The sequence below is a fragment of the Streptococcus sp. SO4 genome (genome assembly GCF_030440055.1).
In the GTDB taxonomy this organism is placed as follows: domain Bacteria; phylum Bacillota; class Bacilli; order Lactobacillales; family Streptococcaceae; genus Streptococcus; species Streptococcus nidrosiense.
The window spans coordinates 55,447-70,845 of record NZ_JAQFJI010000002.1 but is presented as its reverse complement, the minus strand read 5'-3'; the positions used below and the strand labels follow the sequence as shown (position 1 = coordinate 70,845).

18 protein-coding genes are annotated in these 15,399 nt (G+C 40.2%); 15 read left to right on the top strand and 3 right to left on the bottom strand.

Annotation, left to right across the window (positions count from 1 at the left end; all coding sequences use genetic code 11):
* Positions 1 to 10 precede the first annotated feature (10 nt).
* From PCY08_RS01540 to PCY08_RS01515, 6 genes are all read left to right on the top strand, one after another.
* Positions 11 to 583, top strand: coding sequence for an SP0191 family lipoprotein (locus tag PCY08_RS01540; RefSeq protein WP_301559204.1), 573 nt, complete (start codon positions 11 to 13; stop codon positions 581 to 583).
* 96 nt (positions 584 to 679) lie between these two features.
* Positions 680 to 946, top strand: coding sequence for an IreB family regulatory phosphoprotein (locus PCY08_RS01535; RefSeq protein WP_000507060.1), 267 nt, complete (start codon positions 680 to 682; stop codon positions 944 to 946).
* A gap of 3 nt (positions 947 to 949) precedes the next feature.
* Entirely contained in the window at positions 950 to 1,369 is a 420-nt protein-coding gene (ruvX, locus tag PCY08_RS01530; protein ID WP_223339462.1) for a Holliday junction resolvase RuvX, read from the top strand.
* A gap of 15 nt (positions 1,370 to 1,384) precedes the next feature.
* Positions 1,385 to 1,690 carry a DUF1292 domain-containing protein gene (locus tag PCY08_RS01525; protein WP_000017624.1) on the top strand — a complete coding sequence of 102 codons (306 nt, stop codon included), beginning with the start codon at positions 1,385 to 1,387 and terminating at the stop codon, positions 1,688 to 1,690.
* A 208-nt stretch (positions 1,691 to 1,898) separates the two neighbouring features.
* The gene (locus PCY08_RS01520; protein WP_301559203.1) at positions 1,899 to 3,137 is read left to right on the top strand and encodes a folylpolyglutamate synthase/dihydrofolate synthase family protein; all 1,239 of its coding nucleotides are present in this window, start codon (positions 1,899 to 1,901) and stop codon (positions 3,135 to 3,137) included.
* A gap of 95 nt (positions 3,138 to 3,232) precedes the next feature.
* Positions 3,233 to 3,670 carry an SP_0198 family lipoprotein gene (locus tag PCY08_RS01515; protein WP_301559202.1) on the top strand — a complete coding sequence of 146 codons (438 nt, stop codon included), beginning with the start codon at positions 3,233 to 3,235 and terminating at the stop codon, positions 3,668 to 3,670.
* 129 nt (positions 3,671 to 3,799) lie between these two features.
* Here PCY08_RS01515 and PCY08_RS01510 read toward each other — a convergent pair whose 3' ends face one another.
* Positions 3,800 to 4,612, bottom strand: a complete 813-nt coding sequence (locus PCY08_RS01510) for a Cof-type HAD-IIB family hydrolase (protein ID WP_000162891.1) — start codon at positions 4,610 to 4,612, stop codon at positions 3,800 to 3,802.
* Between the two features lie 196 nt (positions 4,613 to 4,808).
* Between PCY08_RS01510 and PCY08_RS01505 the strand changes: the two genes are divergently transcribed.
* The 7 genes from PCY08_RS01505 to PCY08_RS01475 all read left to right on the top strand — a co-directional run bounded on the left by PCY08_RS01505 (position 4,809) and on the right by PCY08_RS01475 (position 11,338).
* On the top strand, positions 4,809 to 6,230 hold the full coding sequence (locus PCY08_RS01505) for an NCS2 family permease (protein WP_000359239.1): 1,422 nt from the start codon (positions 4,809 to 4,811) through the stop codon (positions 6,228 to 6,230).
* Between the two features lie 86 nt (positions 6,231 to 6,316).
* A complete protein-coding gene (gene tsaE / locus PCY08_RS01500; protein WP_007555495.1) occupies positions 6,317 to 6,760 on the top strand; it encodes a tRNA (adenosine(37)-N6)-threonylcarbamoyltransferase complex ATPase subunit type 1 TsaE in 444 nt (147 codons plus the stop codon).
* On the top strand, positions 6,750 to 7,271 hold the full coding sequence (locus tag PCY08_RS01495) for a GNAT family N-acetyltransferase (RefSeq protein ID WP_000455485.1): 522 nt from the start codon (positions 6,750 to 6,752) through the stop codon (positions 7,269 to 7,271). The genes tsaE and PCY08_RS01495 overlap by 11 nt, the downstream gene beginning before the upstream one ends.
* A 4-nt stretch (positions 7,272 to 7,275) precedes the next feature.
* On the top strand, positions 7,276 to 8,313 hold the full coding sequence (locus PCY08_RS01490) for an LCP family protein (protein ID WP_025171292.1): 1,038 nt from the start codon (positions 7,276 to 7,278) through the stop codon (positions 8,311 to 8,313).
* Between the two features lie 79 nt (positions 8,314 to 8,392).
* A complete protein-coding gene (locus PCY08_RS01485; RefSeq protein ID WP_000642666.1) occupies positions 8,393 to 9,661 on the top strand; it encodes a competence/damage-inducible protein A in 1,269 nt (422 codons plus the stop codon).
* A 41-nt stretch (positions 9,662 to 9,702) separates the two neighbouring features.
* Complete coding sequence (recA, locus tag PCY08_RS01480) at positions 9,703 to 10,857, top strand: recombinase RecA (RefSeq protein WP_301559201.1); 1,155 nt, start codon at positions 9,703 to 9,705, stop codon at positions 10,855 to 10,857.
* Positions 10,858 to 11,143: 286 nt separating this feature from the next.
* Positions 11,144 to 11,338, top strand: a complete 195-nt coding sequence (locus PCY08_RS01475) for a PspC domain-containing protein (protein ID WP_049502854.1) — start codon at positions 11,144 to 11,146, stop codon at positions 11,336 to 11,338.
* Between the two features lie 201 nt (positions 11,339 to 11,539).
* Here PCY08_RS01475 and PCY08_RS01470 read toward each other — a convergent pair whose 3' ends face one another.
* Complete coding sequence (locus PCY08_RS01470; RefSeq protein ID WP_301559200.1) at positions 11,540 to 12,094, bottom strand: GNAT family N-acetyltransferase; 555 nt, start codon at positions 12,092 to 12,094, stop codon at positions 11,540 to 11,542.
* A gap of 108 nt (positions 12,095 to 12,202) precedes the next feature.
* Between PCY08_RS01470 and PCY08_RS01465 the strand changes: the two genes are divergently transcribed.
* Positions 12,203 to 13,573 (top strand): MATE family efflux transporter, encoded by a 1,371-nt coding sequence (locus PCY08_RS01465; RefSeq protein WP_301559199.1) that lies wholly within the window; start codon positions 12,203 to 12,205, stop codon positions 13,571 to 13,573.
* 96 nt (positions 13,574 to 13,669) lie between these two features.
* Complete coding sequence (locus PCY08_RS01460) at positions 13,670 to 14,386, top strand: YebC/PmpR family DNA-binding transcriptional regulator (protein WP_045762594.1); 717 nt, start codon at positions 13,670 to 13,672, stop codon at positions 14,384 to 14,386.
* A 221-nt stretch (positions 14,387 to 14,607) separates the two neighbouring features.
* Here PCY08_RS01460 and PCY08_RS01455 read toward each other — a convergent pair whose 3' ends face one another.
* Positions 14,608 to 15,282: a CD20-like domain-containing protein gene (locus tag PCY08_RS01455; RefSeq protein ID WP_301559198.1), complete on the bottom strand. Its 675-nt coding sequence runs from the start codon at positions 15,280 to 15,282 to the stop codon at positions 14,608 to 14,610.
* Positions 15,283 to 15,399 lie beyond the last annotated feature (117 nt).

Here is a 15,399-nt window from a genome sequence, read left to right as displayed (position 1 = left end):
GTGAGGATTTATGAAAAAGTTAGTCATTGGAACATTCGCAGCACTATTTTTGCTCGTTGGATGTGGTCAGAAAAAAGAAACAGCAGCTTCAACTACTGAGAGTTCTCAAGAAGCCCTACAGTCTACCTTGCCCGTATTAGAAAATGCAACCAAGAATACAGTTGTTACTAAGACCTTGGTTTTGCCTGCTGATGAGAGTGGTGCTCAGCAAACTCAAATCATTACCTACAAAGGCAATCAATTCTTAAGTTTGACCATTCAGCAAAAGCGTCCTGTATCAGAAGATTTAAAAAATTATATTTCTGAGCGAGGATTAGATGAAGCTAAAAAAGCTCTTAAAGAAGCTGAGGACAAGGATGAGTCTGTTCAAGCGGCTCGAAAAATTTCAGGATTTACCATCGAAACGACTCTTTTAAATGAGAAAGAAATGGAAACCAAGACTAGCTATGATTTCCAAACACTGGATCTCAAAAAAGCAAGTGAAAATGAATATTTGAAGAATGTTGGACTGGAAAATCTATTGAAAAACGAACCAGAGGACTATATTGCTAATCGTGTTGCAAATGGGGCAAGAGTCCAGTAAAAAGTCAGAGAAAATCAGCAGAATCAGACTGTGTGATTTGTAGAACGACCGCGAATGTGCTATAATAGTACTATTCTAAGGAAAGAGGGTGTTAGAATGGGATTTACTGAAGAAACCGTACGTTTTAAATTGGATGATTCCAATAAAAAAGAAATCAGTGAAACATTGACAGATGTCTATGCTTCTTTGAATGAAAAGGGCTATAACCCTATTAACCAGATCGTGGGCTATGTTCTCAGTGGAGACCCAGCTTACGTTCCTCGTTATAACAATGCACGAAATCAAATCCGTAAGTATGAGCGAGATGAAATCGTTGAAGAATTGGTTCGCTACTACCTTAAAGGACAAGGAGTCGATCTATAATCTATGAGAATTATGGGATTGGACGTTGGTTCCAAAACGGTAGGAGTAGCGATTAGCGATCCGTTAGGTTTTACGGCACAAGGGCTTGAAATCATCCAAATCAATGAAGAACAGGGAGAGTTTGGTTTTGAACGCCTCAAGGAACTGGTTGATACCTATAAGGTAGACCGTTTTGTTGTTGGTTTGCCTAAAAACATGAACAATACCAGTGGACCGCGCGTGGAAGCCAGTCAAGCCTATGGGGCTAAACTAGAAGAACTCTTTGGTCTACCAGTAGAGTATCAAGATGAACGCCTAACTACGGTCGCTGCAGAGCGTATGTTGATTGAGCAAGCGGATATTAGTCGCAATAAGCGTAAAAAAGTTATTGATAAACTAGCTGCTCAATTGATTTTGCAAAATTATTTAGATAGAAAATTTTAAGACAGAGGAGAAACTATGTCACACGATCACAACCACGATCACGAAGAACGTGAACTTATTACACTTGTAGATGAGCAAGGAAACGAAACTTTATTTGAAATCCTTTTGACTATTGACGGAAAAGAAGAATTTGGTAAAAACTATGTCCTTCTTGTACCAGTTAACGCAGAAGAAGATGAAAACGGTGAAGTTGAAATCCAAGCTTATTCATTCATCGAAAATGAAGATGGAACAGAAGGTGAATTGCAACCAATCCCTGAAGATTCAGAAGATGAATGGAACATGATTGAAGAAGTCTTCAACAGCTTTATGGAGGAGTAAAAACATCCAGTGGATGTTTTTAGCCCAGTTCCTTAAAATAAGAGAGAACTGGTAATTCCGGGGATGTTTTTAGCCCAACTCCTAGAAACTGGAGAGAGTTGGAACGTCCGGGGGACATTTTTCTCCCACACTAGAATTAAATACTAGCTAATGAAGTAAAAAGCGAAGAGAATCTTCGCTTTTTTGTTAAGGATTAAGGAGATTAAGCGTGTTTGAAGTAGAAAAATGGCTTCATAGTCGAATCGGTTTGAATTTCAGATCAGGTTTGGGGCGGATGCAGAGAGCGGTAGACTTGCTGGGGAACCCTGAGCAAGCCTATCCTATTATCCATGTGACAGGGACAAATGGAAAGGGTTCAACCATCGCCTTTATGAGAGAGCTCTTTCTTTCTCATGGTAAGAAGGTGGGGACCTTTACTTCGCCCCACATTGTTAGCATCCATGATCGGATTTGTATCAATGGTCAACCCATATCGGACGCAGACTTTATCCGTTTAGCAAATCAAGTTAAGGAAATGGAGCAAAGACTTCTAGAAACACATGACCAGTTGTCTTTTTTTGAGTTGTTAACCGTGATTGCTTTGCTTTATTTTAAAGAACAAGGGGTGGATCTAGTTCTATTAGAAGTTGGAATTGGTGGACTACTTGATACCACTAATGTGGTAACTGGAGAGATCGCAGTTATTACATCAATCGGCCTGGATCACCAGGAGACCTTGGGCAATAGTCTGGAAGAAATCGCTGAACAGAAAGCAGGAATTTTTAAGCAAGGAAGAGCAGCAGTGATTGCAAACTTAGCTCCTGAAGCCCAGCTCGTTTGTCAAAAGATAGCAGAAGATTTAGATGTCACTCTCTACCAAGCTGACCGAGATTTTTCTTTCAAATCAGGACATTTTTCTTCTTCTCTAGCGGATTTGACCCGACTAAAACTGGGTTTGGAAGGAGCTTATCAAGAGGAGAATGCTGCGTTGGCTTTGCAGGCTTTTCTATTGTTTATGGCAGCGAGAGGTGAAAAGATCAATGAGGAAGTTGTCCGGTGTGCTTTGAAAACAACCAGCTGGGCTGGGCGTCTAGAAGCTGTTATGGAGCACATTTATCTAGATGGTGCCCATAATTTACCAGCTCTGGAGCGGTTGGTTGAATTTATCCAGGAAAAGATTCAGCAAGGTTATCAACCTCAAATCCTTTTTGGTGCTTTAAAGCGTAAAGATTACAGTGGCATGCTTGGTTATCTGACAGATCATTTACCTGATACAGCTCTCTATGTGACGAGTTTTGACTATCAGGGATCTTTGGAGGAGCAGGATTTGAGCGGCTATCATAGAGTTGCTTCCTATCGAGATTTTATAGATGATTTTGAAAAGTCTGCAGGGGAGAAAGACTTACTGTTTGTTACAGGTTCCCTCTATTTTATATCTGAAGTTCGTGCCTACCTTATAAAAACATAGTTGCTTGATTGACCTTGTTTCCTTTATTTGATATAGTATAAGTAGAATAGTTCTGCAGTTTTTCTGCCTTTAGCTCCTGAAAGGAAGGAGACATTATGTCACTAAGAAAATTTACACTTTCTCTTGCTACTGTGGCAAGTCTTAGTCTTTTAGTTGCTTGTTCGTCAACAGCTAAATCGACACCTTCATCCCAAGCAAGCACTAGCTCTGAGGCGAGCACTAGTCAAGTGTCAGAAACCAGTGCTTCTAGTTCTACTACTAGTGCAAAGACTGACACGACTACTAATATAGATGGGACCTACAAGGGCCAAGACGAGGGTGATAGCATTACTCTTGTAGTCACTGGAAATACCGGAACGTGGACAGAAGTTGAAGCGAACGGAGATCAAGAGGTTAAGAAGGTGACCTTCGAACCAGAAAATCAGAAAGTCATCATTGGTGATGACGTCAAGATTTATGTGGCAGAAGAGAACCAGATTATTATCGATGACATGGACCGCGATGTTTCTGATCGTATCGTTTTAAAGAAATAGACATCATTTGTTGGGATTTGGATCTGTAAAAGACGGATTCAAATCCTTTTTTCATTGACTTTGAGCTCAAAAAAATTCCATACTTTTAAGGTCGCTAATGTCTACCACAAAAGTATAGAATGAGTGAAATTAAAGAAATCGTTCTTGTAAAAACTGAGCGACGCCATCTTCTTCGTTGGTTAATGGTAATTGCTCGTCTGCGAAAGGTAACAGAGCAGGATTTGCGTTTTTCATAGCATAGCCTTTACCTGCAAAGGAAAGCATCTCTTGGTCATTGTGTTCGTCACCAAAGGCAATTAAATTCTGTTTGTCTATATTCATGACATTGAGAAGATATTCAAGGGCAAAAGCCTTGTGAACTCCTTTGGGAGTACATTCAAGGATATTTAAGGGACCGCCCCAAGTATTAATATTGAGTTGATGCTTGTAAAAGCTGTTCATCTCTTCAGCCAGTGCATATTTATCGTCTGCCCTAGTTTGTAATAAAATACAGTTAGGCCCCTTGGTCACTAAATCAGACTGGAATTGATTTTCTGGGCGAAAGTTTTCAACACCAAATAATTTAGGGTCGGCAATTTCTTTGTCCGGGGCTGTAATGTAAAACTTTTTACGGTATTCACCTGCGATAAAGTCTGCCTCAATATCCTCTTTTCGTTTCACGATATCCAAGAGGTATTTTTTGTCCACGGTCAGACACTTTTCATGTTTCCAAGTCTTACCTGGCAGATGAGTGAGTGAACCGTTGAAGTTGATCATAGGGGTTTCAAGTTCAAGTTGGTCATAAAAATCTTTGGCCATACGGTAAGGGCGACCAGTTGCGATAACAACTTGGTGGCCTTTTTTAGAGATTTTCTTAATCGTTTCAATAGTAAAATCAGAAAGTTTGCTTTCAGAGTTGAGCAAGGTTCCGTCCAAATCGACGGCAATCATTTTTTTAGTCATAAAATCCTCCCGAATCTAGTTTCAGATAAGATGTTTTCTATTATATCAGAAAGTGACTAGAAAAGCTGATAATAAGCGAAAATAAAGAGAATAATATCTCATAAGAATTTTTAAAATTAGAAAAAACATCTTGAAAAGATGAATGATTGGTGATATAATGGTAGTATTGTTCGTAAAATGACAAAGGAGATTAAAAATGGACAAACTATTTAAACTAAAAGAGCACGGGACAGATGTCCGTACAGAGGTTCTTGCTGGTTTAACAACTTTCTTTGCAATGAGTTATATTCTCTTTGTAAACCCTCAAATGCTTTCACAAACAGGAATGCCTGTTCAGGGTGTATTCTTGGCGACAATTATCGGTTCTGTTGTGGGAACTTTGATGATGGCCTTCTATGCTAACTTGCCATATGCGCAAGCTCCAGGTATGGGACTAAATGCCTTCTTCACATTTACCGTCGTATTTGGGATGGGTTATAAATGGCAAGAAGCCCTTGGAATGGTCTTCATCTGTGGGATTATTTCATTGATTATTACATTGACCAATGTTCGTAAAATGATCATCGAATCTATTCCTACAACTCTTCGTTCAGCGATTTCAGCTGGTATTGGGGTTTTCCTTGCTTATGTTGGGATTAAGAATGCTGGTCTCTTGAAATTCTCGATTGACCCAGGTACCTATACAGTAGCAGGTGAAGGAGCAGATAAGGCTCAAGCAGCACTTACTGCAAACTCAGCAGCTGTTCCAGGATTGGTAGACTTCAACACTCCAGCTGTCTTGGTAGCTCTTGCAGGTCTTGCCATTACTATCTTCTTCGTTGTTAAGGGGATCAAAGGTGGTATCATCCTTTCTATTTTGACAACGACAGTTCTTGCGATTGCTGTTGGTCTTGTTGATTTGTCTAGCATTGACTTTGCAAGCAATAATCTTTCATCAGCAGTTAACGACCTAGGAACCTTGTTTGGTGCTGCTCTTGGTTCAGAAGGATTGGGATCTCTGATTTCAAACACTTCTCGTTTGCCAGAAACCTTGATGGCCATTCTTGCTTTCTCATTGACAGATATTTTTGATACTATCGGTACTCTTATCGGTACTGGTGAAAAAGTTGGTATCATTGCAACAAGTGGTGAAAACCATGAGTCAGCTAAATTGGATAAGGCTCTTTACTCTGACTTGGTGGCAACTTCAGTAGGTGCTATTGCAGGTACTTCAAACGTTACAACTTATGTCGAGTCTGCAGCGGGTATCGGTGCTGGTGGACGTACTGGTTTGACAGCTTTGGTTGTTGCCATCTGTTTTGCCCTATCAAGCTTCTTTAGCCCACTTCTAGCAATTGTTCCAACAGCTGCAACTGCACCAATTTTGATCATCGTCGGAATTATGATGCTTTCTAACTTGAAAAATATCCCTTGGGATGATATGGCTGAAGCTGTTCCAGCTTTCTTCACATCTATCTTTATGGGATTCAGCTACTCAATCACACAAGGGATTGCCGTTGGTTTCTTAACTTATACTTTGACGAAGGTTGTCAAAGGTCAAGTGAAAGATGTGCATGTCATGATTTGGATTTTGGATGCCTTGTTTATCTTGAACTACATCAGTATGGCTCTTAACTAATGACAAAAACTAAAAAAAGAGGGGAGTCTCCTCTTTTTTTGTTGATGGAAATATCACAAAATAAAACTTTTTGGTATAATAATTACATGTACACAAAAAATGAAGATGAGTTGGTTGCACTTGGGGAAAAGCTAGGGCACTTGTTAGAAAAAAATGATGTGTTGATTTTGACTGGTGAATTAGGTGCTGGGAAAACAACGCTAACAAAGGGTCTGGCTAAGGGATTAGGCATTCATCAAATGATTAAGAGTCCTACTTATACCATTGTTAGAGAATATGAAGGACGTCTACCCTTGTATCACTTAGATGTTTATCGCATCGAAGGGGATGCAGATTCTATCGACTTGGATGAATTTCTTTTTGGTTCAGGTGTAACGGTTATTGAGTGGGGACATCTATTGGGGGAAAATCTTCCATCAGATTATCTGGAGTTAGAAATCCTTAAAAAAGATGAGGGCCGAGAAATCGTCTTTCATGCTCATGGCCAAAGAGCGACAGAACTTTTGAAAGGATTGACGGATGGAGTATGATCTTTTAATCCGTGAAGCGGAAGCCCAGGATGCTTCAGCGGTCATTGCTCTATTAGATCAAATTGGTCAAGAGTCTAGTTATACCAGTCTGGATGAAAATGGGATTGCAATGAGTGAGTCTGAAATGCAACATTTTTTGGATAAGCAGGCCCAGTCGGATAATCAAATTACCCTACTCGCTTTTTTGAATGATGAGTTAGTAGGAATCATCAATACAACAGCTGATCAACGTCCGCGAGTCCGTCATATTGGAGATGTCTTTTTAGGAATAAAAAAAGCTTACTGGGGAAATGGTCTCGGTAGTATCTTGATGGAAGAAACTATTGAATGGGCCAAATCAAGTGGTAGTATTCGACGTTTACAATTGACAGTTCAAAAAAGAAATCTTGCTGCGGTGCATCTGTATGAAAAAATGGGCTTTAACATAGAAGGATTACAGGAACGTGGTGCTTGTATAGAAGGAGGAGAGTTTCTAGATGTTTACCTAATGGGTCAACTGATAGACGAATAAGAGTATGGCAAAAAAGATAATCGGAATGTTTTTAGGCTTTGTTCTTGTGACAGTACTTGGTGTGGGAGCTTATGCCTATACGATCTACCAACAGAGTACACAGACTTTGGCCAAAACCTATAAAAAAATCGGAGAAGAAACCAAGGTCATTGAAGCGACCGAACCTCTGACGATTTTGCTTATGGGAGTGGACACAGGGAATGTTGAACGTACAGATCCATGGGCTGGTAATAGTGATTCAATGATCTTGGTGACGGTGAATCCTAAAACCAAGAAGACAGTCATGATGAGTTTGGAGCGTGATATTCTCACACAAATCCAGCAGCCAGATGGTAGTGTAACGGAGGCTAAACTCAATGCCGCCTACGCCAATGGTGGAGCAGAGTTGTCTATTTCAACGATTCAAAAAATGATGAATATCCACATTGACCGTTATGTGATGGTCAACATGCATGGACTTCAAAGAATGGTTGATGCAGTAGGTGGAATTACAGTGAACAACACTCTAGGTTTCCCAATCTCTATCCAAGATCAGGAACCATTTAATACGATTTCTATCGGTGTTGGTGAACAGAAACTAAATGGTGAAGAAGCCCTTGTTTATTCACGTATGCGTTATCAGGATCCAGAAGGAGACTATGGTCGTCAAAAACGTCAGCGTGAAGTGATTCAAAAAGTTGTTGAGAAGATTCTTAGTTTGAACAGTGTGAGTCACTATCAAGAGATTCTGAAGGCTCTTAGTGACAATATGCAGACAAATATCGAGATTACAACGACAACGATTCCTCAGTTGATGGGGTATCAAGATTCATTTAAGAATATTGAGTCTCAACAATTGCGTGGAGAGGATGCAATGCTTCAAGGGACATCTTACCAAATCGTGACATCTGAGCATATGTTAGAGATGCAAAATCTTTTACGCCGCTCGCTCGGGCAACCAGAAGTTACGAATTTGGAGACCAACGTAGTCTTGTATGAGAATCTTTATGGTCAGGGTCAGTTGCCTCAATCTACTAGTGTTGCAGTAGAAGAGTTAGAATAATAGGAAACTATTCATCAAATCGTAGGAATTATCCTGCGATTTTTTCAAAGAAATCCGAATAGGTAAGTAGGAGGAAAAAATGAAAGCAGAAATTATAGCTGTTGGAACAGAGATTTTGACAGGTCAAATTGTCAATACCAATGCGCAATTCTTGTCTGAAAAGTTGGCTGAAATCGGTGTAGATGTCTATTTTCAGACAGCTGTAGGAGATAACGAAGCTCGTCTCTTATCCTTGTTGGAAATTGCTCAGAATCGCAGTAGCCTAGTCATTTTAACAGGTGGCTTGGGGCCGACAGAAGATGATTTGACCAAGCAAACTTTGGCCCAATTTTTGGGACGTGACTTGACTTTTGATCCTCAGGCTCAGGCTAAGCTAGATGACTTTTTTGCTCATCGACCAGACTATGCTAGAACTCCAAATAATGAACGCCAGGCTCAAATCGTTCAAGGTTCAACTCCATTACCAAACGAAACAGGGCTAGCAGTCGGTGGCATGATCGAGGTGGCTGGGGTAACCTACGTCGTTCTACCAGGACCTCCAAGTGAATTGAAACCTATGATCTTAAATGAGTTGCTTCCAAGATTGACAACGGGATCTAAGCTCTATTCACGTGTGCTTCGTTTCTTTGGGATTGGTGAAAGTCAGCTAGTGACCATTCTATCAGATTTGATTGACCAGCAGACGGATCCAACCTTGGCACCTTATGCTAAAACTGGGGAAGTGACCCTTCGATTATCGACCAAGGCTAAGAGTCAAGAAGAAGCAGATCGTGTTCTAGATACTTTAGAACAAAAAATCCTTGAAAGAGAAACCTTTGAAGGTGTTTCACTTCGAGAAATTTGCTATGGCTATGGGGAAGAAACCAGCTTGGCTAGCCTGGTAGTAGAAGAGTTGAAAAAGCAAAAGAAAACTATTACTGCAGCAGAAAGCTTGACTGCAGGTCTTTTTCAAGCTACTTTGGCAGATTTTTCAGGTGTATCTGCTATCTTTAAAGGTGGTTTTGTGACCTATAGCCTTGAAGAAAAAGCTAAGATTCTTGATATTCCACAGGCTGAATTGGAAAAACACGGAGTCGTCTCAGCCTTTACTGCTGAAAAAATGGCTGAACAGGCGCGAATCAAGACCCAGTCAGATTTTGGAATTAGTTTGACAGGAGTGGCTGGACCAGATAGCCTAGAAGGACATCCAGCAGGTACAGTTTTTATCGCTTTGGCGCAAGCTTCGGGGACAGAAGTTATCCAGGCCAATATCGCAGGCAGAAGTCGAGCAGATGTGCGAGAAATTGCAGTCTTACATGCCTTTAACCTAGTTCGCAAAGCTTTATTAAGTGCTGGAGATTTGTTATAATAGAAGAAGGTCTAAGGACTATTAGAATACAGGAGAATAAAATGGCGAAAAAACCAACAAAAAAATTAGACGAAATTGGCAAAAAATTTGGTGCTGATCGTGAAAAAGCCCTAAATGATGCCCTTAAATTGATTGAAAAAGACTTCGGTAAGGGTTCAATCATGCGCTTGGGAGAACGTGCAGAGCAAAAGGTCCAAGTGATGAGCTCAGGTTCTTTGGCTCTTGATATCGCACTCGGATCAGGTGGTTATCCAAAGGGACGTATCATCGAAATCTACGGTCCAGAATCATCAGGTAAGACAACAGTAGCCCTTCACGCTGTAGCACAAGCTCAAAAAGAAGGCGGAATTGCTGCCTTTATCGATGCGGAGCACGCTCTTGATCCAGCCTATGCAGCAGCTCTTGGGGTTAACATTGACGAATTGCTCTTGTCACAACCAGATTCAGGTGAGCAAGGTCTTGAAATTGCTGGGAAATTGATTGACTCAGGTGCAGTTGACCTTGTTGTTATCGACTCAGTTGCTGCTCTTGTACCTCGTGCGGAAATCGATGGAGATATCGGAGATAGCCACGTTGGTCTTCAAGCTCGTATGATGAGCCAGGCTATGCGTAAACTCGGAGCTTCTATTAATAAGACTAAGACAATCGCTATCTTCATTAACCAATTGCGTGAAAAAGTAGGGGTTATGTTTGGTAATCCAGAGACAACTCCTGGTGGACGTGCCCTTAAATTCTACGCTTCTGTCCGTTTGGATGTTCGTGGAAGCACACAAATCAAGGGAACTGGTGACCAAAAAGATACGAGCGTAGGTAAGGAAACCAAGATTAAGGTTGTTAAAAACAAGGTAGCTCCACCATTCAAAGAAGCCTTTGTTGAAATCATGTATGGAGAAGGAATTTCAAGAACTGGTGAGCTTTTGAAGATTGCAAGTGATCTTGACATCATCAAGAAAGCAGGAGCATGGTACTCTTATAAGGATGAGAAAATCGGGCAAGGTTCTGAAAATGCTAAGAAATACTTGGCAGATCACCCAGAAGTCTTTGATGAGATTGACCACCAAGTTCGTGTCAAGTTTGGCTTGATTGAAGATGATGCAGTAGCTGATGAAAAAGTTGTACCTGCGGAATCAGAAGTAGCTAATCAAGAAGTGACTCTTGACCTTGGCGATGATCTTGAAATCGAAATTGAAGATTAAAAAGTAAAAGTGGCGGAGGAATCCCCACTTTTTCTGTTCTTTGGACTAAGGAACTGATACTCAATGAAAATCAAAGAGCAAACTAGGAAGCTAGCCGCAGGCTGTACTTGAGTACGGCAAGGTGAAGCTGACGTGGTTTGAATTTGATTTTCGAAGAGTATGAAACAATGAGAGCTTAAGAATTGCTAAAGCTAGCATCTTCAGATAAAAAGCAGAAAGCCTATTGAAAAAGATTTGATTTGATGATAAAATAAATTAAAAGAAAAATTAGTATTAGGAGATTATTATGGAAAAACGTCTAGTTCGTAATGTTCAAGATAAAAAGATTGCTGGTGTTTGTGCAGGTCTTGCTGACTACTTAGATATGGACCAAACATTGGTTCGTGCTATTTGGATTCTCTTCACATTGCTAGGTGGATCAGGAATTCTTGCTTACCTCATTCTTTGGCTCATCATGCCAGAAGCTGGAACAGAAGCGTAAACTTAGTGCATCTTTATAAGATAAATCATGATAAGGCTGAGACAAAATTGTTTCAGCCTTATTTATGATGTGCTAGGGATAGTTTTTTCCAAATTTTCATCTTCTTTGGGAAAAATAAAAAATCACCTGCAACAGGTGATTGTAAATCGGTTATAGAGAAAATTACAAATCTTTAATGGAGATTCAAGGTTGCAATCTAGATTAGTGTTCACTAAAGCGACGGTACTCAATGTGGAAGTCAAAATAATTTTCTTCTTGCAATTTTTGAAAGATATTGCGATAGGCTTCTTCATCAAAATGGTCACCGCGATAGAGAATTTCAAAGCTCATACCCTCGTATTCTAATAGAGCGTTGGCAGTTTTAAAACCATTTTGTAGGTAGAAGTCCATGCGAGCTTTTCGTTGTTCGAGGTTATCACAATCCTCGTCCAAACGCTCCACTTCAAGAATCATGGTACGTTGGTAAAAATCAATGAGTTTTTCAATGATTTCTCTCCCGTAGCCATGACTACGGAGATGAGGCATAATGGCAAAGAAGCTAATGTAGAAAGCTTTTTGGTTAGAAATGGCAAAAGCGAAGCCGACAAATTCTTCCTCGTTATAGAAAGCGAAAAAGTGGGCATCATCTCTATCCTGGTAACTTAAAAATTCTTCCAAAGGGACCCGTTCTTCTTCAGGAAAGGCTTCCTTGTTTAATTGGTCAACTTTCTCAAGGTCTGGGAATACATCTGTAATTAACTGGCTTGTTAAGCTCATACATACCCTCCTTTTCTGTCATGATTATACCAGATTGTTTGTATCTAGGCAACGCTTTCTTATCCAAATTCTCTTGTTCCCCTACTAGAAAGCTGATATAATAGCCTTATGAATAAAAAATCAACGGTGGACCTGATTCATGGTCCCATCCTTCCCGCGCTAATTAGTTTTGCATTACCGATTCTACTGTCCAATATCTTTCAGCAACTTTACAATACAGCTGATATCTTGATTGTTGGGCGTTTTTTAGGGCAAGATTCATTGGCGGCAGTCGGAGCAACGACAGCCATTTTTGATTTGATTATCGGCTTTGCTCTCGGTGTTGGAAATGGGATGGGTGTTGTTATTGCACGTCTCTATGGCGCTCGTAATTTTGAAAAGATTAAGGAAGCTGTCGCAGCAACTTGGATTTTAGGGATTATCTTGAGTGTGCTTGTCATGTTGATGGGCTTTTTTGGTCTTTATCCACTCTTACAGTACCTAGAAACACCTGTAGAAATTCTCCCTCAGTCCTATGAATATATCTCCATGATTGTTAGCTGTGTGGGGGTGAGCTTTGCTTATAATCTTTTTGCAGGTTTGCTACGCTCTGTTGGTGATAGCCTTGCTGCGCTTGGTTTTCTTATTTTCTCAGCCATCGTTAATGTCATTTTGGATTTGTATTTTATTACACAATTGCAGTTAGGAGTTCAATCTGCTGGTCTTGCAACCATTATCTCCCAGGGTTTGTCAGCTATCCTTTGTTATCTCTATATCCGAAAGAGTGTTCCAGAGCTCCTTCCTAGGTTGAAGGATTTCAAATGGAATAAGGCCCTCTATGTCGATCTCTTAGAGCAGGGGCTAGCCATGGGCTTAATGGGTTCAATCGTTTCTGTCGGAAGTGTTATTTTGCAATCCTCTGTCAATAGTTTTGGAGCAGTCATTATCAGTGCTCAGACAGCAGCACGCCGAATCATGGCCTTTGCCTTATTGCCAATGACGGCTATCTCAGCATCGATGACGACTTTTATCTCTCAAAACTTTGGTGCAAAACGTCCAGAACGCATTGTCCACGGTCTTCGACTAGGGAGTTATATCAGTATGTCTTGGGCGACCTTTGTTTGTGTATTCCTATTTTTTGCAAGCCCTAGCCTAGTTTCTTTCCTGGCAAGTTCGACAGACGGTTACTTGATTGAAAATGGGGCTTTGTACCTATGCATCAGTTCTGTATTCTATCCGTTTTTGAGTCTTTTATTGATCTATAGAAATAGCTTGCAGGGTCTCGGTCAAAAATTCTTGCCACTTGTATCAAGCTTTATCGAGTTTTTTGGTAAAATTATTTTCGTGGCTTGGATTATTCCTTGGACAGGTTATACAGGTGTGATTCTATGTGAGCCCCTTCTTTGGCTAATTATGACTGCCCAGCTTTACTTCTCGCTCTCCCAACACCCTTGGATAAAAGAAGGCAAGAAAATCTTGGCAGCCGGCGGGAAATCCTAGCTTGCTTTACAAAAGAAAATCCATTTCCTCTAGTGAAAATCAGCTAGACTTGTGTTATAATAAGAAAGATTAAAATGTGAAAAAAGGAGATTCCTAATGGGACGTAAATGGGCCAATATCGTAGCCAAGAAAACGGCTAAAGATGGAGCTAACTCTAAAGTATATGCAAAATTTGGTGTAGAAATCTATGTAGCCGCTAAAAAAGGTGAACCAGATCCAGAACTAAACACTGCTTTGAAATTCGTTATCGATCGTGCCAAACAAGCGCAAGTGCCAAAACACGTTATTGATAAGGCTATCGATAAAGCAAAAGGGAATACAGATGAAACCTTTACAGAAGGACGTTACGAAGGATTTGGGCCAAATGGTTCCATGTTGATCGTTGATACCTTGACTTCAAACGTCAACCGTACAGCTGCGAATGTTCGTGCTGCTTTTGGTAAAAACGGTGGAAACATGGGAGCTTCAGGTTCTGTATCTTATCTCTTTGACAACAAAGGTGTTATCGTCTTTGCAGGTGAAGATGCTGATGCTATCTTTGAACTCTTGCTTGAAGCAGATGTCGATGTAGACGATGTAGAAGCAGAAGAAGGAACAATCACTGTTTACACAGCTCCAACTGATCTTCACAAGGCTATCGTTGCTTTGCGTGAATCTGGTATTGAAGAATTCCAAGTAACTGAATTGGAAATGATTCCTCAATCAGAAGTTGAGTTGTCAGGTGAAGATTTGGAAACATTTGAAAAACTCTACGGAGTCCTTGAAGACGACGAAGACGTACAAAAAATCTACACAAACGTAGACGGATTCTAAGAATAAAAATAACCCCTTTGAAAATTCAGTGTTTTCAAGGGGTTTGTTTATCTTGTGATAACAAAAGGGTAGGAAAGAGACAAAGATTTCTTTTGCTCAAAACGTTATTAGTAATCTATAATTGTCCATAATCCAATGGATTGTAAAAATATCGTGGTGTTGGGATTTAGAAATCGAGACTTGGTCTACCGATTGCTATTCCCGGCACCTTTTTAGTTATGTTAAACTTTCACTCCAGAATCAGATTGTTCTTTTCGGTCCAGTCCGACAGCAAATTTACGGATTAGAAGAAACTGGCCATTTTCCTGCTTAACAAACGTGAGCACAACTGTCTTAGGATCTGAACTGATGGAGAGATAGGTGATTCTTTTTATTTCATAGTCTCCCATAACTGAATCTGTTTCTGAATCTGGGATTCCGTGTTTCCTGATAATATCTTTGTAGTTGCTGCCACCTTTCCCGCTATCAGAAGTATCACCTTCTACCAAGGCATCGAACTGTTCCTGACTCCAAGTGAAGAATTCAGTATCCTCCTCGTCATCCCCCTCGTCTGTATTACTATCAGGAAGTTCACCATAATCCTCAGTATCAGTTGAAGAAGTGATGTTTCTATAGGGGTGACTAAAGGTTCTGGCGAAATCAGTAAAGACATTAGTAGATAGAACTTGAGTTATTAAAACAAGGACAATGGAAATAAGACCTAAGGTTGTCCCGATGATAGCCAATGTTTTACGGTTTCTGAGATTGAGGGCGATGCCAAAAACTCCTAAAATCAAAGTGGCAATGGCAAGGAAAAATGATAGGATGTTGACGATAGGTATCCAAGAACCAAGAAGCGCCAGGGCTCCAAAGATGATGGCAAGGATTCCTAAGAGTTTCTGTTCTTTTTGTTTCATGTGTGAATTTCTCATTTCTAGTAAACTGGATTCGTATCTTTGTGAGATAGTGTTTATTATAGATAAAATAAGAGCTTATGTCAATTTCTGCTTAGATAGTTCTCAAGGAAACTTTTT

Coding starts and splice junctions, on each gene's coding strand:
- tsaE (WP_007555495.1), top strand. CDS start 6,317: ATGTACACAAAAAATGAAGATGAGTTGGTTGCACTTGGGGAAAAGCTA.
- PCY08_RS01525 (WP_000017624.1), top strand. CDS start 1,385: ATGTCACACGATCACAACCACGATCACGAAGAACGTGAACTTATTACA.
- PCY08_RS01490 (WP_025171292.1), top strand. CDS start 7,276: ATGGCAAAAAAGATAATCGGAATGTTTTTAGGCTTTGTTCTTGTGACA.
- PCY08_RS01465 (WP_301559199.1), top strand. CDS start 12,203: ATGAATAAAAAATCAACGGTGGACCTGATTCATGGTCCCATCCTTCCC.
- ruvX (WP_223339462.1), top strand. CDS start 950: ATGAGAATTATGGGATTGGACGTTGGTTCCAAAACGGTAGGAGTAGCG.
- PCY08_RS01455 (WP_301559198.1), bottom strand. CDS start 15,282: ATGAAACAAAAAGAACAGAAACTCTTAGGAATCCTTGCCATCATCTTT.
- PCY08_RS01510 (WP_000162891.1), bottom strand. CDS start 4,612: ATGACTAAAAAAATGATTGCCGTCGATTTGGACGGAACCTTGCTCAAC.
- PCY08_RS01495 (WP_000455485.1), top strand. CDS start 6,750: ATGGAGTATGATCTTTTAATCCGTGAAGCGGAAGCCCAGGATGCTTCA.
- PCY08_RS01475 (WP_049502854.1), top strand. CDS start 11,144: ATGGAAAAACGTCTAGTTCGTAATGTTCAAGATAAAAAGATTGCTGGT.
- PCY08_RS01515 (WP_301559202.1), top strand. CDS start 3,233: ATGTCACTAAGAAAATTTACACTTTCTCTTGCTACTGTGGCAAGTCTT.
- PCY08_RS01470 (WP_301559200.1), bottom strand. CDS start 12,094: ATGAGCTTAACAAGCCAGTTAATTACAGATGTATTCCCAGACCTTGAG.
- PCY08_RS01535 (WP_000507060.1), top strand. CDS start 680: ATGGGATTTACTGAAGAAACCGTACGTTTTAAATTGGATGATTCCAAT.
- recA (WP_301559201.1), top strand. CDS start 9,703: ATGGCGAAAAAACCAACAAAAAAATTAGACGAAATTGGCAAAAAATTT.
- PCY08_RS01485 (WP_000642666.1), top strand. CDS start 8,393: ATGAAAGCAGAAATTATAGCTGTTGGAACAGAGATTTTGACAGGTCAA.
- PCY08_RS01505 (WP_000359239.1), top strand. CDS start 4,809: ATGGACAAACTATTTAAACTAAAAGAGCACGGGACAGATGTCCGTACA.
- PCY08_RS01540 (WP_301559204.1), top strand. CDS start 11: ATGAAAAAGTTAGTCATTGGAACATTCGCAGCACTATTTTTGCTCGTT.
- PCY08_RS01460 (WP_045762594.1), top strand. CDS start 13,670: ATGGGACGTAAATGGGCCAATATCGTAGCCAAGAAAACGGCTAAAGAT.